This window comes from Burkholderia sp. HI4860, assembly GCF_002223045.2.
In the GTDB taxonomy this organism is placed as follows: domain Bacteria; phylum Pseudomonadota; class Gammaproteobacteria; order Burkholderiales; family Burkholderiaceae; genus Burkholderia.
In genome coordinates, this window is record NZ_NKFO02000001.1 from 2,745,211 (window position 1) to 2,764,250 (window position 19,040).

General features: G+C 67.8%; 16 protein-coding genes. 11 read left to right on the forward strand and 5 right to left on the reverse strand.

The window, feature by feature from the left end; genetic code table 11:
* Positions 1 to 157 precede the first annotated feature (157 nt).
* Positions 158 to 697 (forward strand): hypothetical protein, encoded by a 540-nt coding sequence (locus tag CFB34_RS12220; RefSeq protein ID WP_089442259.1) that lies wholly within the window; start codon positions 158 to 160, stop codon positions 695 to 697.
* Positions 698 to 772: 75 nt separating this feature from the next.
* Here the strand turns inward: CFB34_RS12220 and CFB34_RS12225 are convergent, their stop codons facing one another.
* Positions 773 to 1,669, reverse strand: coding sequence for a glutamate/aspartate ABC transporter substrate-binding protein (locus CFB34_RS12225; protein WP_089442258.1), 897 nt, complete (start codon positions 1,667 to 1,669; stop codon positions 773 to 775).
* A 422-nt stretch (positions 1,670 to 2,091) separates the two neighbouring features.
* On the opposite strand from CFB34_RS12225, the gene CFB34_RS12230 reads away from it, so the two are divergent.
* The 3 genes from CFB34_RS12230 to CFB34_RS12240 all read left to right on the forward strand — a co-directional run bounded on the left by CFB34_RS12230 (position 2,092) and on the right by CFB34_RS12240 (position 8,047).
* A complete protein-coding gene (locus tag CFB34_RS12230; RefSeq protein WP_089442257.1) occupies positions 2,092 to 3,738 on the forward strand; it encodes a S8 family peptidase in 1,647 nt (548 codons plus the stop codon).
* Positions 3,739 to 4,457: 719 nt separating this feature from the next.
* Positions 4,458 to 7,223, forward strand: coding sequence for a magnesium-translocating P-type ATPase (mgtA, locus tag CFB34_RS12235; RefSeq protein WP_089442254.1), 2,766 nt, complete (start codon positions 4,458 to 4,460; stop codon positions 7,221 to 7,223).
* Positions 7,224 to 7,303: 80 nt separating this feature from the next.
* The gene (locus CFB34_RS12240) at positions 7,304 to 8,047 is read left to right on the forward strand and encodes a transporter (protein WP_089442253.1); all 744 of its coding nucleotides are present in this window, start codon (positions 7,304 to 7,306) and stop codon (positions 8,045 to 8,047) included.
* 58 nt (positions 8,048 to 8,105) lie between these two features.
* Here the strand turns inward: CFB34_RS12240 and CFB34_RS12245 are convergent, their stop codons facing one another.
* The gene (locus tag CFB34_RS12245; protein WP_069251804.1) at positions 8,106 to 8,390 is read right to left on the reverse strand and encodes a transcriptional regulator; all 285 of its coding nucleotides are present in this window, start codon (positions 8,388 to 8,390) and stop codon (positions 8,106 to 8,108) included.
* Between the two features lie 79 nt (positions 8,391 to 8,469).
* Entirely contained in the window at positions 8,470 to 9,345 is an 876-nt protein-coding gene (locus CFB34_RS12250) for a LysR substrate-binding domain-containing protein (RefSeq protein WP_089442252.1), read from the reverse strand.
* Positions 9,346 to 9,396: 51 nt separating this feature from the next.
* Here CFB34_RS12250 and CFB34_RS12255 point away from each other — a divergent pair, with 51 nt between their 5' ends.
* The 6 genes from CFB34_RS12255 (at position 9,397) to CFB34_RS12280 (ending at position 13,940) form a co-directional block, all read left to right on the forward strand.
* Positions 9,397 to 9,714 (forward strand): hypothetical protein, encoded by a 318-nt coding sequence (locus CFB34_RS12255; protein ID WP_089442251.1) that lies wholly within the window; start codon positions 9,397 to 9,399, stop codon positions 9,712 to 9,714.
* A gap of 242 nt (positions 9,715 to 9,956) precedes the next feature.
* Positions 9,957 to 11,051: a serine hydrolase gene (locus CFB34_RS12260; protein ID WP_089442250.1), complete on the forward strand. Its 1,095-nt coding sequence runs from the start codon at positions 9,957 to 9,959 to the stop codon at positions 11,049 to 11,051.
* A 44-nt stretch (positions 11,052 to 11,095) separates the two neighbouring features.
* A complete protein-coding gene (locus CFB34_RS12265; RefSeq protein WP_089442249.1) occupies positions 11,096 to 11,329 on the forward strand; it encodes a hypothetical protein in 234 nt (77 codons plus the stop codon).
* Positions 11,330 to 11,402: 73 nt separating this feature from the next.
* Complete coding sequence (locus CFB34_RS12270; RefSeq protein ID WP_089442248.1) at positions 11,403 to 11,858, forward strand: MarR family transcriptional regulator; 456 nt, start codon at positions 11,403 to 11,405, stop codon at positions 11,856 to 11,858.
* Positions 11,859 to 11,925: 67 nt separating this feature from the next.
* Positions 11,926 to 12,489: an isochorismatase family protein gene (locus CFB34_RS12275; protein WP_089442247.1), complete on the forward strand. Its 564-nt coding sequence runs from the start codon at positions 11,926 to 11,928 to the stop codon at positions 12,487 to 12,489.
* Positions 12,486 to 13,940 carry a DHA2 family efflux MFS transporter permease subunit gene (locus CFB34_RS12280; protein ID WP_089442246.1) on the forward strand — a complete coding sequence of 485 codons (1,455 nt, stop codon included), beginning with the start codon at positions 12,486 to 12,488 and terminating at the stop codon, positions 13,938 to 13,940. The genes CFB34_RS12275 and CFB34_RS12280 overlap by 4 nt, the downstream gene beginning before the upstream one ends.
* 128 nt (positions 13,941 to 14,068) lie before the next feature.
* Here the strand turns inward: CFB34_RS12280 and CFB34_RS12285 are convergent, their stop codons facing one another.
* Entirely contained in the window at positions 14,069 to 15,787 is a 1,719-nt protein-coding gene (locus CFB34_RS12285; RefSeq protein ID WP_089442245.1) for a SulP family inorganic anion transporter, read from the reverse strand.
* 494 nt (positions 15,788 to 16,281) lie between these two features.
* On the opposite strand from CFB34_RS12285, the gene CFB34_RS12290 reads away from it, so the two are divergent.
* The gene (locus CFB34_RS12290; RefSeq protein WP_089427251.1) at positions 16,282 to 17,532 is read left to right on the forward strand and encodes a mechanosensitive ion channel family protein; all 1,251 of its coding nucleotides are present in this window, start codon (positions 16,282 to 16,284) and stop codon (positions 17,530 to 17,532) included.
* A 54-nt stretch (positions 17,533 to 17,586) separates the two neighbouring features.
* On the opposite strand, the gene CFB34_RS12295 is transcribed toward CFB34_RS12290, so the two are convergent.
* On the reverse strand, positions 17,587 to 19,008 hold the full coding sequence (locus tag CFB34_RS12295) for a PLP-dependent aminotransferase family protein (protein ID WP_089442243.1): 1,422 nt from the start codon (positions 19,006 to 19,008) through the stop codon (positions 17,587 to 17,589).
* Positions 19,009 to 19,040: the final 32 nt, after the last annotated feature.

The window sequence follows — 19,040 nt, forward strand, 5'->3', positions numbered from 1 at the left end:
AGGTTGAATACCGATTGCGCAGCGTCCCGACATGCGCTGACCGGGCGGGCCGTTTTAATGTTGATTTAAGCCGACGGCTGCATTGTCCCGGATGGCTCACGCCGTGAGCCGCACGTCATTGTTGATTCGATCAGCCTCGTTTGATGGAGATACGAAGATGCGATTCCGTTCGTATATGGCGGCGGGCGCGCTGGCGCTGGCGCCCGTGTTCGCCCTGGCCGGGCAGGCCGGCGCGGCGGCCGCCCAACCGATGTTCGTCAACGTCGACGGGCAGGCCGTGCCCGTGAAAGCCGAAACGCGCGTCGTACAAACGGCCGTCGGCCCGATGAAGGTCAGCACGTGGAGCTGGCACAGCCCGCAAGGCGGCGCGAGCTTCGAGATGCAGACGTCGTCGTCGGACGGCCTGCCGCCCGCGGCAGCGTTGCGGCACATGCAGGCCATGCAGTACCGGATGCAGGCGGCCCAGGCGCAGATGGTCGCGATGCAGCAGCAGATGATGGCGCTCCAGCACATCGCGCTCGCCAATGCGTTCGCGATGCCGATGCCGCAGCCCGTCGGCTTCGCGATGGCGCCGTGGGCCATGCCCGAGCCGGTGCTCGTCATCGTGCCGGTGCAGCCGTCGGTGCGTTCGACGGCCCCGGCAACGCCGGCCGCCCCTGCCGCCCCCGCCGCGCGCGGCCCGGAAATCAAGGCCTGACGCGCTTCGCGCCGCTCGTCGCGGCGCGCTCGAACCGCCGGCATACGCCGGCGGTTTTTCATTGCGACGGCCGAATCAATACTGCGCCTGATCCGTCGGATTCCTGAACAGCTGCTTCATCTCCGCCGACAGCGGATAGTTGAGGCTCACGCCCTTGGGCGGAATCGGCTGCGTGAACCACTGGTTGTAGAGCTTCTCGGCCGCGCCCGACGTCTGCATCTTCGCGATCACGCCGTCGACCACGTGCTTGAACGCCGGATCGTCCCTGCGCATCATGCACGCGTAGTTCTCGTGGACGAGCGGCGTGCCCGTCACCGTGTACGCGCCCGGGTTGCGGTCTTTCGCGATCTCGCCGTACAGCAGCGGCTCGTCCATCACGAACGCCACCGCGCGCCCGGTCGTGACGTTCATGAACGCTTCGGCATGATCCTTCGCGCTGATGATCGTCATGTTCATCGCCTTCTCTTCGTTGAGCTTGCGCAGCAGGCGCTCGTCCGACGTGCCGGCCGTCGTCGCGACCGTCTTGCCGGCCAGGTCCGCGAAGTCCTTCACACCGGAATCCTTGCGCGTGCTGAAGCGAATACCGTACAAAAAGATGCTGTTCGAGAACGCGGCCTGCTTCTGCCGTTCGAGCGTGTTCGTCGTCGATCCGCATTCGAAATCGATCGTCCCGTTCTGCAACAGCGGAATCCGGTTCTGCGACGTGATCGGGATTTCCTTCACGACGAGGTTCGGCGCGTTCAGTTCCGTCTTCAACTGGTCGATGATGCGCGATGCGATGTCCCGCGAATAGCCGATGTTCTTCTGCTGGTTGTCCGAATACGAGAACGGCACCGACGATTCGCGAATGCCCAGCGACACCACGCCCGTGTCCTTGATCTTCTTCAGCGTGCCGGTGAGGGCCTGCGCGTGCGCGGCGCCCGCCAGCGCACAGGACAGCGTAACGGCCAGCCAGCGTAAGCGGCGATCCATGCCTTTCTCCTGACGAAACGTTGATCGAATCGCGATCGTACGCCCGACAAAATTCGCGTCGCATCAGGGAAAGCGTAATCAACCTTCCAGCGCGGCCGCGCCGTGAAAGATGTTTTCCGTACCGCGCAAACGAGCCCGCGCCGGATGTGTCGCCCGACCGGCCGCGCACGGACTCGCGCCACCTTCTGTGCCACGCGTTCCAAACACGCGTTCATGCTGCAACGCAGCAACGTAATCGTTTGCGCCCGCTTCGGTTTTTCTCGTGAAACGCACTCAAGAAGCCGCCGCGCTGGCCGTTACCCAGTGCATGGCGCGTCGCAGCAACCTGGCTGCAACCGTCAGACAAAACAAGACAAGGTCCGGGTCAGCCGGACCAGCGCCACCGCCGGCACGACGGTTATCTACGAGGATCGAGTTTCAACATGAGAACCAAGCGTTTCAATCTTGCGCTGGCGCGCTCCGCACATGCGCGCATGCTCGCCGGCATGCTGTCCGCCGCCGCCCTCCTGCCCCTCGCCGGTTGCGGCGGTGGAGGCGGCGGCGACGGCAGCAACCCGTCTTCTTCCAACGCAGCGCCTGCCCCCGCACCGTCGCCCGCGCCCTCCAATCCCACGGCCCCGCCTGCGTCTTCCGGCAGCAATGCGTGCACGACGCAGCAGGCCGCCGTGCAGATGGCCGCGCAAACCGCGCCGACCGAACCGCCGATCGACCACCTGATCGTCAAGCTGAAGACGCTGACGGCCACGCGCGCGATGGCGGCCATCGACAACGGGACGCGGCTCGACGCGGTGATCCAGCGCTCGCTGACGCGCTGGACGGCACCGGTCGCCGGCAGCGCACGTGCGTATGCGAGCACGGTCGGGCAATCGCCGGTGAACGTGCAGGTCGAACGGACGATCTCGAACGGCGCGAGCGTGCTGTCGCTCGGCCAGCGCATGGCCGCCACCGACGCCGCCGCGCTCGCGCAGGCATTCGCAGCCGATTCGGACGTCGACTACGCAGAACCGGATCATCCGATGCAGATCCGCGACACGCCGAGCGACCCGCTCTACAGCCAGCAGTGGTACCTGTCCGACCCGACCGCCGGGATCAACCTGCCGCCCGCGTGGAGCGTGACCAAGGGTTCGCCGACCGTCGTCACGGCCGTGCTCGACACGGGCTACCGGCCGCACGCCGACCTCGTCGGCAACCTGCTGTCGGGCTATAGCTTCATCAGCAACGTCAACACGAGCAACAACGGCCTGACCCGCAGCTCTGACGCAACCGACCCGGGTGACTGGGTCACGCAGCAGGAGCTCGACAACGTCAACGGTCCGTACTATCACTGCGCGAGCCAGCCGAGCGACAGCAGCTGGCACGGCACCCGCGTGATGGGCGTGATCGGCGCGACCGCCAACAACGGCACCGGCATCGCCGGCGTGTCGTGGCTCGGCCAGATCCTGCCGGTGCGCGTGCTCGGCAAGTGCGGCGGCACGACGAGCGACATCGCCGACGGGATGCGCTGGGCCGCCGGCATCGCGGTGAACGGCGTGCCGAACAACCCGCGCCCCGCGAAGGTCATCAACCTGAGCCTCGGTGGTATCGGCGCGTGCAGCACGACGTTCCAGCAGGCCATCGACGACGTGACCGCGAAGGGCGTGACCGTCGTCGTCGCCGCCGGCAACGACGGCCTGTCGACCGGGCTCGACCAGCCCGCGAACTGCCGCGGCGTGATCAGCGTCGGCGCCACCGACGCGACCGGCCGCCGCGCGTCGTTCAGCAACTTCGGCCCCGATGTCTCGCTGAGCGCACCGGGCGTCAACATCCTGTCGACGTCGAATACCGGCACGACGACCCCGGGCTCGGACACCTACGGCCTCGCGAACGGCACCAGCCTCGCCACGCCGCAAGTGACGGGGGTTGCCGCGCTGATGTTGTCGGTGAACGGCAACCTCACGCCCGCGCAGATCCAGCAGAAGCTGCAGGGCGGCACGCGCACGGCCAAGCTCGCGGCCGGCACGTCGTGCACCGCGATGCCGGCGGGCTCGGGCATCCTCGATGCAGGGGCCGCGGTCGCATCGGCCCACTGATACGCCCCCTTTGCCTCGCTCCGGCCGCGCGCATGCCGATCGTGCATGCGCGCGGCCGTTTCATTGGCGTCGATCGACCGCGCGCCGCGCACCCATCGCCCCGATTACATTTCTCGAAATAACGACTGACAAAAGGGTTGACGCTTCGCACAGCGACCCATTACCATCGCTCCCGTCTAATTACATGGAGTGTTCTGTGAACACCGATGCGAGTTGTAGTTGGTCCTCGACCAACTTGACTGCTGCCTGAGGAAAACGCGCAGAGCCTCGTCTTCTGCCGCATCCCGGGAAGCAGGATGCGGCGTCCTTCCGGCCTGACTTGACTGGCCAGATCTCCCGCCGAATTTTCATGGTTGTCGAATGCACGCGATGCGCCGTCGCGCGCGTGCGTTCGTGTTGCGCGCAGCGTCAGCCGCGTGCGTCTTCCATTCGCGTGCCGTCCGGCCGCGCGCCTTCGCGCGTGCGTCGCCGTCGATCGCCCGTGCCGACTATCCGCAACCGACAGGAGTGCTGATGAACTCAGACGACAGTAGTCGATTACCGCTCGCCGGTGCGACGCTGCACACTGCCCCTCCGGCCGCACCGCCCGCGCCGGCGAGCGTTCCCGCCTTCACCGATCCACAGCCGATCGCGCCTGACGCGACGCGGCGGGGAGCGCTCGTGCGTCGATAACGTCACGGTCGCTCCCCGCCCGCCGCCTCGTGCGCAAGGAGCGACTCATGACGACACGACACAACACATCGCACAAGAAACAGCGCGGCTTCATCAAGGCCGGCGGCGCCCAGCAAAACGATCCGCGCATCATGCGCGCCGCGCAGGAAGCGGCCCGCCCACTCGAAGACACGCTGAAGTCGCTGAACACCAGCACGCGCGGCCTCACCTACGACCAAGCCGCCGATCGCCTGCAGCACTACGGCCCGAACGAAATCGCGCACGACAAGCCGCCGCACTGGACCCGCCAGTTGCTGCTCTCGTTCCACAACCCGTTCGTCTACGTGCTGCTGGTACTCGCCGCCATCAGCTTCTTCACCGACGTCTACTTCGCGGCGCCCGACGATCGCGACTACGTCGGCATGACGATCCTGCTGACGATGGTCACGATCAGCGCGCTGCTGCGCTTCGTGCAGGAATTCCGTTCGCTGCGCGCGGCCGAGAAGCTGAAGGCGATGGTCCGCACGACGGCCACCGTGCAGCGTGCCATGACCGACACGTCCGAGCCGACACGCCGCGAGGTGCCGATGCGCGAAGTCGTGGCCGGCGACATCGTGCACCTGTCGGCCGGCGACATGATCCCGGCGGACGTGCGCCTGCTCGCGTCGCGCGACCTGTTCATCAGCCAGGCCGTGCTGACCGGCGAGGCGCTGCCCGTCGAGAAGTACGACACGCTCGGCGCGGTCGCCGGCAAATCCGCCAGCACGCGCGCGGCCGACTCCGCGACCGATACGTCGGCATCGCTGCTCGATCTCGAGAACGTCTGCTTCATGGGCACCAACGTCGTCAGCGGCACGGCGACGGCCGTCGTCGTCGCGACCGGCGAGGACACCTACTTCGGCTCGCTCGCGCGCAACGTCGTGAGCCACAAGCGCATCGAGACGAGCTTCGACCGCGGCGTCGCGAGCGTGAGCTGGCTGCTGATCAAGTTCATGTTCGTGATGGTGCCGATCGTGTTCATGATCAACGGGCTGACCAAGGGCGACTGGCTGAGCGCGCTCACGTTCGCCCTCGCGGTGGCCGTGGGCCTCACGCCCGAGATGCTGCCGATGATCGTCAGCGCGAACCTCGCGCGCGGCGCGGTTGCGATGGCGCGCCGCAAGGTCGTCGTCAAGCGGCTGAACTCGGTGCAGAACTTCGGCGCGATGGACGTGCTGTGCACCGACAAGACCGGCACGCTCACGCAGGACAAGATCATCCTCGAACATCACCTCGACCTGTCGGGCTACAAGGACGAGGAAATCCTGCGGCTCGGCTGGCTGAACAGCTTCCACCAGAGCGGCCAGAAGAACCTGATCGACATCGCGGTCGTCGCGCGTGCCGACGAGATCGGCGAGCGCGTGAAGCCGCAGGGCTACAAGAAGATCGACGAACTGCCGTTCGACTTCGTGCGGCGCCGCCTGTCGGTCGTCGTCGAGGACACGCGCGGCACGCACCTGCTGATCTGCAAGGGCGCGGTCGAGGAAATGCTGGCCGTCTCCACGCACGTGCAGGATGAGGACGGCGTGCGCCCGCTCGACTTCGTCGCGCGCAAGCGGCTGCTCGAACAGGCCAGCGCCTACAACGAGGACGGCTTCCGCGTGCTCGTGCTCGCCACGCGTGCGATCCCGCGCGGCGACGAGCGCCAGCAGTACCGCACCGCCGACGAACGCGACCTCGTCGTGCGCGGCTTCCTGACCTTCCTCGATCCGCCGAAGGAATCGGCCGCGCCGGCGCTCGCCGCGCTGCGCGAAAACGGCGTCGCGGTGAAGGTGCTGACGGGCGACAACCCGATCGTCACGATGAAGGTGTGCCGCCAGGTCGGCCTCGAACCCGGCAAGCCGATGCTCGGCACGGAAATCGAAGCGCTCGACGATGCGACGCTCGCGGAAGTCGTCGAACGCACGACCGTGTTCGCGAAGCTCACGCCGCTGCAGAAGGCGCGCATCGTCAAGGCGCTGCAGGCGAACGGCCACACGGTCGGCTTCCTCGGCGACGGCATCAACGATGCGCCCGCGCTGCGCGATGCCGACGTCGGCATCTCGGTCGACAGCGGCGCCGACATCGCGAAGGAAACCGCCGACATCATCCTGCTCGAAAAGAGCCTGATGGTGCTCGAGGAAGGCGTGATCAAGGGCCGCGAGACGTTCGGCAACATCCTGAAGTACCTGAACATGACCGCCAGCTCGAACTTCGGCAACGTGTTCTCGGTGCTCGTCGCCAGCGCGTTCCTGCCGTGGGAGCCGATGCTCGCGACGCAGCTGCTCGTGCTGAACCTGATCTACGACACGTCGCAGATGCTGCTGCCGTGGGACAAGATGGATCCCGAGTTCCTGAAGAAGCCGCGCAAATGGGAAGCCGGCAACATCAGCCGCTTCATGCTGTGGGTCGGGCCGACGTCGTCGGTGTTCGACATCACGACGTACATCCTGATGTGGACCGTGTTCGGCGCGGGTGCGATGTATCACCTGAACGGCGGCACCGGCGGCCAGATCGTGATGAACTCGGGCTGGTTCATCGAGAGCCTGGTCTCGCAGACGCTCGTCGTGCACCTGCTGCGCACGCAGAAGATCCCGTTCCTGCAGAGCACGGCCGCGCTGCCGGTGCTGCTGTCGACGTTCACCGCGATCGCGATCGGTTGCTGGCTGCCGTTCTCGCCGTTCGCCGAATCGCTCGGCTTCATGCACCTGCCGGGCACCTTCTGGCTGTGGCTCGCCGCGACGATGGTCGGCTACATCCTGCTCGCGCAGATCGTCAAGACGATCTACGTGCGCCGCTACAAGCAGTGGTTCTGAGCGTCCCCGCTTGAAGGCGTCGTGCCGGCCCGCGCCATCCGCGCGGGCCGGCAGGCACGCCACGCACGACAGGTGATCCCATGAAAAGAATGCTTCCGCTCGCAGCCGCGAGCGCCTTCCTCGCGCCGTTCGACGCGTTCGCCACCCACCCGCTCGTCAGCGACGATACGGGCACGCAGGGCAACGCGAACTGGCAGTTCGAGTTCAACGCCGAGGAAACCTCGAAACAGGAAGAAAACGGCCGCCACCAGCTGTGGAACGCGACGCTCACGCGCGGGTTCGGCGAGCACGTCGATCTCTACGTGAACGCGCCTTACACGCATCTGCAAACGCGCACCGATGAAAACGGCGCCGGCGTCGGCGATGTCGAGATCGGCATGAAATGGCGGTTCGTCGAGCGCGGCCCGCTGTCGATCGCGCTGAAGCCGAAACTGACCACGCCGACCGGCAACGACCGGCGCGGGCTCGGCACCGGCCGCGTGGGCGCCGGCGCAACGCTGCTCGCGCAGCTCGACGTCGCGCGGTTTTCGTTCCTCGCGAATGCGGGCATGACGTATCAGCCGAATCGCCAGGGCGACCTGACGTCGATCTGGGCCGTGTCGGGCGCGGCGATCTACAAGGCGACCGACAAGTTGCAGATCGTGGCCGACATCGGCACGTCGCGCCACACGGAAAGCAGCGCAAGCGCGAATCCCGCCTTCGTGATCGCGGGCGCGATCTATTCACCGAAGCCGTGGCTCGATCTCGACCTCGGCTACCGGCGCGGGCTGAACGACCAGACCTACGATCATTCGGTGATGGGCGGCGTGACGGTGCGGTGGTAGCGCATCGACGCCGCGGGTCGAACCGCAAGACGACGGGCCGCTTCCAGCGGCCCGTTTTTCATTGCGCGTCGTTCGCGCCGAACAGTTGCGCGCACACCGCGCGCCCTTCGTCGGTCAGCGCGGCGCTGCCGGTGCCGTCCTCGTTCAAGGTCGTCGCGCTCAGGCCCGCGGCGTCGAGCTGCGTCAGCACGCGGCGCAGCGTGCTCATCGGCAGTTGCGCGCGTTTCGCGATCTTCGGCAGCGACCAGGTCTTGCCGGCCGGATCGCTCGCGGCGTCGTTCAGCGTCGCAAGCGTCGCGACGAGTGCGGGATCGAGCGGGGCGTCGTCGGATTCTGAAGTCATGGATGGCGGTTGATAAGCGAGACTGGGGCTGGCGATCGGGGAACCGCCGCCGGTTGAGGACACTATACCGCTTCGTCCGTCATGCATTCTTGATCGCGGCACGCATGAACGACACGAAGCGTGTGGTGACGGGATCGTCGCGATCCGACAGCCACGCGAGCCCGACACGCCACTTCGCGTCCCGGCCGTCGAGCGGCAATACCGTCGCGTCGCGCAGCAGATATTGCGCACGCGAGGGAATGAACGCGACGCCCGCGCCGGCCGCAACCGACGCGAGCACCGACTGCACGTCCTCGGCCTGCTGCGTCACGTGCGGCACGAAACGGCGCTCGACGCACCACCGGTCGACCTGCGCGGCCAACCCTTGCCCGCGTGCGCGCTGCAACGCGATGAAGCCAATCTCGTTGAGCGTACCGAGATCGGCCGGCACGCGCTTCAGGCCGAGATGCGGCGGCACCGCCAGCGCCAGCGCCTCGTCGATCACCTTGAACGACGACAACCCTTCGTCCGACGGCAGACGCAGAAATCCCGCATCGAGCTTGCCCGCGCGCAACCGGCGCGTCTGCTCCGCGGACGACAGGTCGCTCAACGTCACGGCAATGCCGGGATTCCGGCTGCGAAACTCCGCGACGAGCTTCGGGACGAGCGTCAGCACCGACAGGCAGATGCCCAGCCGCAAATGACCGCGCTGCCCGCTCGACAGTTCGCGCGCGCGGGTGAGAATCTCGTCCGCATCGCGCACCAGCGCCTGCGCATCGGGCAGGAAGCGCTCGCCGAACGCAGTGAGTTCCGCGCCGTGCCGGCCGCGCTCGAACAGCTTGCCGCCGAGGCTCGCCTCGAGCGCGCCGATCTGCTTGCTCAGTGCGGGCTGGCTCATGTGCAGCGCATCGGCCGCGCGGCTGAAATGGCTCAGCTCGGTGACCGTCAGGAAGGTTCGCAGCAGCTTCAATTCCATTCTTAAAAGGAATCGTAACGATCGAAACATTCATTTTACCGATCGAATGCGATGACGTTCAATACGGACATGCCCTTTCAGGAATCGACCGTCATGTCTGTAGATCTCGTCTGTGATTGTCCGCCCGACGACACGTCATGCGCACCGGCCGCCTTCGATGAGCGCGCCGCAACGGCCGATCCGCGCGCGCCGAAGCGTCGTGCCGAACGCGTCGCGCGTACCGAACGCGCCGACGGCCGCGGCCGCCGCTTTCGTTTCGGCGATGCGGTGGATGCGATGAGCGCGACGAACGACGCACCGCCGCGCCCCGTGACCGGCTCGATCGCGATCAGCTTCGCGGTGGTGTCGCGGCGCAACTGGCCGCGTTGAGCATCGTCGCTGTCGACCCACGATCGCGCCGCGTATCGGGTCATACATCGAGCGACCGCAAGCGCGCAGGCCGCTGCCCCCTCCTTGAATCACCGATCAGCGTTTGCCAATTTCACCGAATCGCGCATCTTTTCCCGCCTTCAATCGTCATCGCCCCGCGATCGACCGTATAATTTTCCGCATCCCGCTGACCGCCCACGCATTTCACGCAGCTTCGCCGCGCGTGACAAGGAGACTTTCGCTTGACCGGCCTCATCGCGCGCCTGCCTCTCGCCCGGACCATCCTGCTCGTCGCCCTGTCGATGCTGATGTTCGCCTTCTCGACGAACGCGTCGTCCACGCCACGCAACCCGCCGCCGCGCACCGCGCACGCTCATGCGCCGGCGAAGGCCGTCAAGAAAGCCGTCAAGAAGAAGCCGGCCCAGCGCAACAAGAAGGCCGTCAAGCACCGTCGCCCGCGCGTGAAGCACCAGGCGGTCAAGCGTCACGCGGCACCGGCCCCGCAGCAACGCCGCGCGAAACGTTCGAGTGCGGTACGCCCGCGCCCGGCTGCCAAGCCGCGCCTGATGGCGAGCTGCGGCTACAGCCCGCGCGCGGTCAATGCGCTGCATTCACGCGCCGCCTACGTGCTCGACGTCGACTCCGGCACGCCGCTGCTGGCCCGCAACGCACGCACGGTGCGGCCGATCGCGTCGATCTCGAAGCTGATGACGGCCGTCGTCGCGCGCGACGCGGATCGCCCGCTGAACGGCGTGCTGCGCGTCACCGCGCACGACCGCGACACGATCAAGTTCACCGGGTCGCGCCTGCAGGTCGGCTCGGAACTGTCGCGCCGCGAGATGTTCCATATCGCGCTGATGTCGTCGGAAAACCGCGCGGCCGCCGCGCTGAGCCGCGACTATCCGGGCGGGCGCGCCGCGTTCGTCAAGGCAATGAACCGCGAAGCGCGCCGCCTCGGCATGCGCCACACGCACTTCCGCGAGCCCACCGGCCTGTCGCCGCACAACGTATCGACGGCCGAGGATCTCGCGAAGCTCGTCGGCGCGGCAGCACAGGATCCGCTGATCCGTTATTTCTCGACGGATACGTCGACCACCGTGCGCCCGGGCGACGGCGAACTGCTGTACGTGAATTCCGACCCGCTCGTCCGCTATCGCCGCCTGCCGATCCGGCTGCAGAAGACCGGCTTCATCAACGAGTCGGGGCACGGCGTCGTGATGCGCATGCGTGTGAAGGGCCGCCGCGAAACGGTCGTGCTGCTCGGTGCGCCGACGCGCGCGGGTGTCTCGAGCGATGCGATCAAGATCCACCGCTGGCTGTCCTGCTCGATCCAGTAAGCGCGCACGGGCGGCCGGCGCGTTCACCGTCACGGAGCAATGCCATGCAGGACGAATACCGCTTCAACGCATTTGGCCGGTTACTCGCGGTCGTACGCAAGGACGACCGCTGGATCGTGTTTGCTCTCGGCGCCGAAGGCAAGCGGCGCCCCGCTGACCTGCACATTCCGTCCGAGCTTGCCGCCGACGAACTGGCGCAATACCTCGGCGACCTGCTGCACGAAAGCGCGACCCCGCGATACAGCGAAGTCGTACCGGTCCCGCTCCCCGACGCGTAACCACCCGCCCTGCCGCACCGCGATCCGGCGATCAATTCGACAGTTAAACTTGCAAGTTTAACTGTCGTGTCCTATGATCCGCCGCATGAACCCGCCACGCAAATCCGGCGTTTCCGCCGATATCGTCGCCGCCGATCTGACCCTCGCGGTCGGCCAGTTGATCCGCCGGCTCCGCTCCGAGATCGAATCCGGCGGGCTCGGCATGTCCCAGACGAGCGCGCTCGCGCGGCTCCAGCGACACGGGCCGATGACGACCGCCGACCTCGCGCGCGCCGAAGCGATGAAGCCGCAGTCGATGAAGGCGACGCTTGCCAGCCTCGAGGAAGACGGTCTCGTCGAACGCGAACCGCATCCGACCGACGGCCGCCAGATCCTGTTCCGGCTGACCGCGGCCGGCCTCGACGCACGGCTCAAGCGCAACGCCGCGAAACACAAGTGGCTCGGCGCCGCGATCGCGCAGCTCGATCCCGAAGACATCGCCACCCTCGCCGCCGCGATCCCGCTGATCCGCCGCATCGGCGAGCAATGAATCCGGCCGGCGCGCCCGGCGGCATTCGCGCGCACGGCTTTCTTCGCCCCTTTCACGGAGTCCCATCATGAGCGCAACCCGTCTCGATACGCACACGGCACTCGTCGTCATCGACCTGCAGAAAGGCATCGTCGCCCTCCCCACCGCGCACCCGGTCGAACCGGTGATCGCACACACCCGCACGCTGCTCGACGCATTCCGCAGCCGCGGCCTGCCGGTCGTGCTCGTCAACGTCGCGGGCGGCGCACCGGGGCGCACCGAGCAACCGCCGCGCACGGCACAGCTCCCGGCCGACTGGGCCGAGCTCGTGCCCGAACTGAACCGGCAGCCGGGCGACCACCTCGTCACGAAAAAGACCTGGGGTGCCTTCACCGGCACCGACCTCGACGCGCACCTGAAGGCCGCCGGCGTCACGCAGATCGTGCTGACCGGCGTCGCGACGAGCATCGGCGTCGAATCGACTGCACGGCAGGCGCATGAACTCGGCTACAACGTCACGCTCGCCGTCGACGCGATGACCGACCTCAACGCGGATGCGCATGTGAACAGCATCGAGCGTCTGTTCCCGCGCCTCGGCGAGACGGGCACGACGCAGGACATCGTCGCGCTGCTCGACCGGCGCGGCGCGTGAGCGACCCGCACGCTCGGCCGGCGCGGGACCACGCGGCCGGCCGGCTCGATCCGTCGATCTGGAAGGTCAGCGCGGTCGCGGTGCTGGGCTCGTTGCTGTCGCAACTCGACGCGACGATCGTCAACGTCTCGCTGTCGAGTCTCGCGACCGACTTGCACGCGAACCTCGCGACGATTCAGTGGGTGACGAGCGGCTACCTGCTCGCGCTCACGCTGGTGCTGCCGCTGAACGGCTGGCTCGTCGACCGGATCGGCGCGAAGGCGCTGTACCTGTGGTGCTTCTCGGCGTTCACGCTCACGTCGGCGCTGTGCGGGCTCGCGTGGTCCGCGCCCTCGCTGATCGCCTTCCGCGTGCTGCAAGGCATGAGCGGCGGGCTGCTCGCGCCGATGGCGCAGATGATGATCGCGCGTGTCGCCGGCCAGCAGATGGCGCGCGTGATCGGCTACGCGGCCGTGCCCGTGCTGATCGCGCCGATCCTCGGCCCGGTCGTCGCCGGCGCGATCCTGCAGCACGCGTCGTGGCGCTGGCTGTTTCTCGTGAACCTGCCCGTCGGCGTGCTGGCCCTCGCGCTGGCCGTGCGGTTCCTGCCCGGCGACCGCGACGACACGCAGCCGCGCGAGCTCGACTGGGTCGGCCTCGCGCTGCTGTCGCCGGGGCTCGTGCTGTTCCTGTACGGCATCGAGCGGATCAACGAAGCGCTCGGCATCGCGGCGATCGTCGCGGCCGCGCTGGTGCTCGCGGCGTTCCTGCGGATCGAAGCGCGCAAGGGCGACCGCGCGTTGATCGACCTGGCGCTGTTTCGCCGGAAGGTGTTCGGCGCGGCCGCGTCGACGCAGTTCCTGTCGAATGGCGCGCTGTTCGCGGGCCAGATGCTGATCCCGGTGTTTCTGATCCAGGCGTGCGGCCGCACACCCGGCGAAATGGGCTGGCTGCTCGCGCCGATGGGGCTCGGCATGCTGGTCACCTACCCGTCGATGGGCGCGCTCACGAGCCGGTTCGGCGTGCGCCGGCTGGCCGCCGCAGGCGCCCTGCTCGCGCTGTTCGCGACGCTGCCGTTCGTGTTGCTCGCGCTGACCGGCTACGATCCGATCCTGCTCGTGCCCGCGCTGTTCCTGCGCGGCATGGGCCAGAGCGCGATCGGCGCGCCGTCGATTTCCGCCGCGTATGCGTCGGTCGAGCGCCGCAACCTGCCGATGGCGACGACCTCGCTCAATATCGTGCAGCGTCTCGGTGGGCCGACGTTCACGACGATCTGCTCGCTGTTCCTCGCGTGGCGGCTGCAGGCCGAATCGGTAGCGAGCGGCGGCACGCAGGCAAACGCGTATGCGTGGGCGTTCGGCCTGCTTTGCGTGCTGCACGCGGCGAGCTTCGTCACGACGCTGCGGCTGCCGTTGTGGTCGGCCGGTGCGGGCGGGAAACCTGCCGGCACCGCGCGCGCCGGTTCGCGCTGACTGCGGGTGCGGCGTCACGCTGCGCCGCCCCCCGCGCGGCGTCGCGACGGCAGCCACATCGGCACGATCGACGCTACCCGCACAACGGCTTCGCGCGCGTGCGGGCGGCCGCCTGGCGCTCTATCCCGCTACACGATGCCCGGTTCCTGCGGCACCGGCGTCGTGCCTGCAGCCTCCAGTGCCTGGTGCAGTGTCGGGAAGATGCACGACGCGCCGACGATCTCCGTGATCCGGTGACGATCCATGTCCGCGCGCAGGTAACGGTTGACGCGCCCGAACAGCACGCCGATCCCGCGGGCCTGCAGCATCTTGACGAGATCGGTCAGCGTCCGCGCGGCCGAGTAGTCGATATCGGTGATCGCGCCCGCATCGACGACGAACCAGCGCGTCGGCACCGGCGCCGCATCGACGAGTTCGGTCACTTCGGCGGTGAACAGATGATCGTTCGCGAAGAACAGGTCGGAGCCGAACCGGTAGACGATCAGCCCCGGCGCCGTCATCGCGCCTGGCCGCGTGGGCACCGGCTGCCACCGCCCGTTGCCTTCGACCGGTTCGAGCACCATCGTGTGCGGCTGGTAGCTGTGGCGCACGTGCCGCATCAGCGACAGCGCGACGGCGAGCAGGATGCCGTGCTCGACGCCGACCGTCACGACGGCCAGTGCCGTCACCAGCGCGAGCGTGAACTCGCCGGGGCTTTCCTTGCGGATCGCGGCGAGACTGCGCACGTTGATCAGCCCGAGCGCGATCGTGAACACGATGCCGGCCAGCACCGCGTGCGGCAGGTACTGCAGAGTGGTGCTGAAGAACAGCAGGACCACGGCCACCACGGCCGCGAACGCGAGGTGCCCGATCTGGCTGCGCACGCCCGCGCCGTCGGCCATCGCCGTCTGCGTCGGGCTGCCGTTGACGACGAACGCGCCGCCCACCGCCGCCGCCGCATTCGCGGCCGCGAGGCCGAGGATGTCGGCGTTGGTGTCGACCTCCTCGTCGTACTGCTGCGCGAACACACGTGCGGCGGCCGCGCTCTGCGCGATGATCATCACGAAGCAGGAAGCGGCGACCGGCACGAGATCGAGGCACTGCTGCCACGTGACGGACGGCCAGCGCAACGGCGGCAGCCCGCCGGCGACCGGCCCGAGCACCGCGATGCCGTGCGCGGCGAACCCGAACGCGTAACTTGCGGCGATGCTGCCCACGACCACGATCATCGGCATCGGCACGCGCGGCAGAAACCGCTTGCACGCGAGAATCGCGACGACGACGAGCGCCGCGAGCGCGAACGTCGGCCGGTTCGCGTGGACGAGATGCGTGACGACGTAGTCGAGCTGCGCCAGGCTGCGCGACGCCGGGTACGGCACGGCCAGCCCGAGCATGTCGCCGAGCATCGCGATCGACACCTGCACGCCGACGCCGGCGAGAAAGCCGACCAGCACCGTGCGCGACAGGAAATCGGCGAGAAAGCCGAGCTTGAAGAGGCGCGCGAGCAGCAGCATCGCGGCGGTCAGCAGCGCAACCATGCCGGCCAGCGCCACGTACTCGGCGCTGCCGGCTGCCGCCATCGACGACAGCCGGCTCGCGAAGATCGTCGCGGTCGCGGAATCGGCGGCCACCACCAGATGCCGCGACGCGCCGAAGCATGCGAACGCGACGAGCGGCAGGAACACCGTGTAGAGGCCCGTGACGGCCGGCATGCCGGCGATGCGCGCATAGCCGAGCACCTGCGGGATGTCCATCGACGCGAGCGACAGGCCCGCGAACACGTCGCGGATGGCCCCGCCACGGCGGATCGGGAGGATGCCTTTCAGCAGCCGCACGCCTGACGGGCGGCTTTCGTTGGAATCTTGCATGCGTGGAATGCGTGAATACGGGGTGACGGGGTTCGCGAAGTCGTTCGCGCATCGTGCCCCGGGCAGGCATCGCATGGCAAGTGCGCGAAGGTGGTACGTGTCGCTCACCGTCGGTGATGTGCCGCACGCGAAGGCGAGCGTTACGTGCGCCGACATGGGCGATGCCCGCATGATTGCATGGATCGCCGGTCGCGCGCATCGAAGCGCGAAGGCCCGCTGCAGCGGGCTGCAGCCGATCCCCGGCCCGTGCGCAACGCATCCGGCGACATGCGCGGGCGGCCGCTCGCGGTGATGCGCTCTCGCCATCCACCCTCACCCGATTACAGAGGAAACCTACGCAATGGTGAGGAGATTCGGGAGCCGCGCACCATGCACCCGCAGTAACGTGCCCGGAACCCGATGGCACAATCACGGTCCCTTTCATGTGCCCTTCACCGGGCGCGCGCCGCGCCGCGGCGCCGATTCAACGCACAAGAAGGCCCCTGTTTGCCCCTATGACCCTGAACGAATCCTGGTTTGCGCCGCTCGTCGGCACCCTCATCCTGCTCGCTGCCGCCGGTGCGATCACCGCCGTCGTCCATTTCCTGTTGTTCCGCGTGGTCGCGCGACTCGCGCGGCTGTCCGCCACGCGCGTCGACGACGCGCTGTTCGAGTTCGGCGCATTCAAATGGCTGAACCGCATCGTCCCGTTCGTCGTGATCAAGTTCGGGCTCGGCGCGGTGCCCGGCATCCCCGAGACGGCCGCGGAGGTCGCCGACAAGGTGCTGTTCGCGCTGATCGTGTTCCTCGTGACGATGACCGTCAGCGCGACGCTGTCGGCGCTCGAACACACGCATCGCACGTACCAGCGCGATCAGCGCGGCCAGCCGCACCTGTCGCTGAAAGGCGCGATGCAGCTCGTCAAGCTCGTGATGTTCATCACGGCCGCGCTAGTCGTGATCGGCGACGCGACCGGCAAGCAGATCGGCCTGCTGCTGTCGGGCATCGGCGCGATGTCCGCGGTGCTGATGCTGATCTTCAAGGACACGCTGCTCGGCCTCGTCGCGGGCGTGCAGCTGTCGTCGAACGACATGCTGCGGATCGGCGACTGGATCACGATGCCGTCGGCCGGCGCGGACGGCACCGTGATCGACATCACGCTGAACACCGTCAAGGTCGCGAACTTCGATCACACGATCATCACCGTGCCGACGTGGAAGCTGATCACCGAGAGCTACCAGAACTGGCGCGGAATGACCGAAGCGGGTGGGCGCCGCATCAAGCGCGCGCTGTTCGTCGACGCGACGAGCGTGCGTTTTCTCTCCCACGACGAGATCGAACGGCTCGAACGCCTGACGCTGCTGAAGGACTATCTCGAGGACAAGGTCGACGCGATCGAGCAATGGAACGGCACGCTCGGCGCGGCCGGCGACTGCCCGGCGAACCGCCGCCAGCTGACGAACCTCGGCACGTTCCGCGCGTATGTCGCGAACTACCTGAAGGGCCATCCGCGCATCCGCCGCGACATGACCTGCATGGCGCGGCAACTGCCGCTCACGGCCGAAGGCATTCCGCTCGAATTGTACTGCTTCACCGACACGACGACATGGGTCGACTACGAGGCCATCCAGTCCGACCTGTTCGATCACCTGATCGCGGTGCTGCCGGAGTTCGGGCTGCGTGTGTACCAGCACCCGTCGGGCTTCGACATGCGGCAGATGGTCGGCGCCGCGCAAGCCGGGCTGCAGGCGCCGCACGCGGGGTGAGGCATGCGGCGGCGGCCGATCGTCGCCCGCCGCCTGCCGCGTGGCCCCCTGCACTCAGCGCGCCGCGCACTCCGACGCGAGCCGCCCGAGCACCTTCAACGCATCCTCGATCTGCCGCGACCACGGATAGCTGTAGTTGAGCCGGATGAAATGCCGGTAATCGGTGCTCGCCGAGAACATGTGTCCGGGGCCGACCGTGATCCCTTGCGCGAGCGCGGCCGCATACAGCTTCATCGCATCGACCTGCCGCGGCAGCTCGACCCACAGCACGTACCCGCCCTGCGGCTGCGACAGCCGCGTGCCTTCCGGAAAGAAACGCCGCACCATCGCGCTCATCAGGCTCGCCTGCTGCGCGTACTGCTTGCGCATGCGCCGCAGGTGGAAATCGTAGCCGTCGTATTTCAGGTACTCGGCAATCGCGAGCTGCTCGATCGCGGGCGTGGCCAGCGTGTTCAGGAATTTCAGCTTCTCGACCTGATCGCGGTAGCGGCCCGGCATCGCCCAGCCGATCCGGTAGCGCGGCGACAGGCTCTTCGTGAACGACGCGCAATGCAGCACGAGCCCGTCGCGGTCGAACGACTTCAGCGCGCTCGGCGTCGCGTCGCCGAAGTGCAGCTCGTGATAGACGTCGCTCTCGATCGCCGGCACGCCATGCTTCGCCAGCAATTCGACGAGCGCACGCTTGCGCGTGTCGGGCATCTGGAAACCGAGCGGATTCTGGAAGTTCGGCATCACCATGCACGCGGCGATGCGTTCGCGTTCGAGGACGCGTTCGAGCGCGTCGAGATCGATGCCGTCGACCGGGTGCGTCGCGACTTCCAGCGCGCGCATGCCCATCCGCTCGATCGCGTGCAGCATCGCGTAGAAGGTCGGCGACTCGACGGCGATCGTGTCGCCCGGCTTCGCGACCGCCTGCAGGCACAGGTTGATCGCCTCGGTCGCGCCGATCGTCACCACGATCTCGCCGGGTTCGACCACGATCCCGCGCTCCGCATAGCGCCGCGCGATCTGCCGGATCAGCTCCTGGTTGCCGGGCGGCAGATCGTCGATCACGCCCCAGCGCGTGCGGCGGCGGCCGATCGTCTGCGCATAGCGCGCGAGACGCTGCACCGGAAACTGCGACGCATCGGGATACGGCGAGCCGAGCGGCACCGCGTCGTCGCGCGCGATCGAGCGCAGCGTCGACAGCACGAGCCGGCTCACGTCCACGGCCGACGGCTCGGCGGCCGGCGCCGACATGTGCAGCTCGGCCTCGGCCGGCGCCGACGCGCGCGCACGGACGAAATAGCCCGACTGCGGCCGGCTCTCGATCAGGCCGCGGCTTTCCAGCACGAGGTACGCGCGCAGCACGGTCGTGACGCTGAGCTGCTGCTGCCGGCTCGCCTGCCGCACCGACGGAATCCGCTCGCCGGGCCGGTACACGCCACGCTCGATCTGCGCCTGGAGATCGTCGGCCAGTTGTTCGTAACGCTTCACGCGCCTCCCTTTCAACTTCCCTTCAACAATAC

Excerpts from the sequence above, each read along its gene's own strand:
- CFB34_RS12220 (WP_089442259.1), top strand. The coding sequence starts at position 158 with ATGCGATTCCGTTCGTATATGGCGGCGGGCGCGCTGGCGCTGGCGCCC.
- mgtA (WP_089442254.1), top strand. The coding sequence starts at position 4,458 with ATGACGACACGACACAACACATCGCACAAGAAACAGCGCGGCTTCATC.
- CFB34_RS12250 (WP_089442252.1), bottom strand. The coding sequence starts at position 9,345 with ATGGAATTGAAGCTGCTGCGAACCTTCCTGACGGTCACCGAGCTGAGC.
- CFB34_RS12270 (WP_089442248.1), top strand. The coding sequence starts at position 11,403 with ATGATCCGCCGCATGAACCCGCCACGCAAATCCGGCGTTTCCGCCGAT.
- CFB34_RS12255 (WP_089442251.1), top strand. The coding sequence starts at position 9,397 with ATGACGTTCAATACGGACATGCCCTTTCAGGAATCGACCGTCATGTCT.
- CFB34_RS12290 (WP_089427251.1), top strand. The coding sequence starts at position 16,282 with ATGACCCTGAACGAATCCTGGTTTGCGCCGCTCGTCGGCACCCTCATC.
- CFB34_RS12285 (WP_089442245.1), bottom strand. The coding sequence starts at position 15,787 with ATGCAAGATTCCAACGAAAGCCGCCCGTCAGGCGTGCGGCTGCTGAAA.
- CFB34_RS12275 (WP_089442247.1), top strand. The coding sequence starts at position 11,926 with ATGAGCGCAACCCGTCTCGATACGCACACGGCACTCGTCGTCATCGAC.
- CFB34_RS12225 (WP_089442258.1), bottom strand. The coding sequence starts at position 1,669 with ATGGATCGCCGCTTACGCTGGCTGGCCGTTACGCTGTCCTGTGCGCTG.
- CFB34_RS12240 (WP_089442253.1), top strand. The coding sequence starts at position 7,304 with ATGAAAAGAATGCTTCCGCTCGCAGCCGCGAGCGCCTTCCTCGCGCCG.
- CFB34_RS12245 (WP_069251804.1), bottom strand. The coding sequence starts at position 8,390 with ATGACTTCAGAATCCGACGACGCCCCGCTCGATCCCGCACTCGTCGCG.
- CFB34_RS12265 (WP_089442249.1), top strand. The coding sequence starts at position 11,096 with ATGCAGGACGAATACCGCTTCAACGCATTTGGCCGGTTACTCGCGGTC.
- CFB34_RS12230 (WP_089442257.1), top strand. The coding sequence starts at position 2,092 with ATGAGAACCAAGCGTTTCAATCTTGCGCTGGCGCGCTCCGCACATGCG.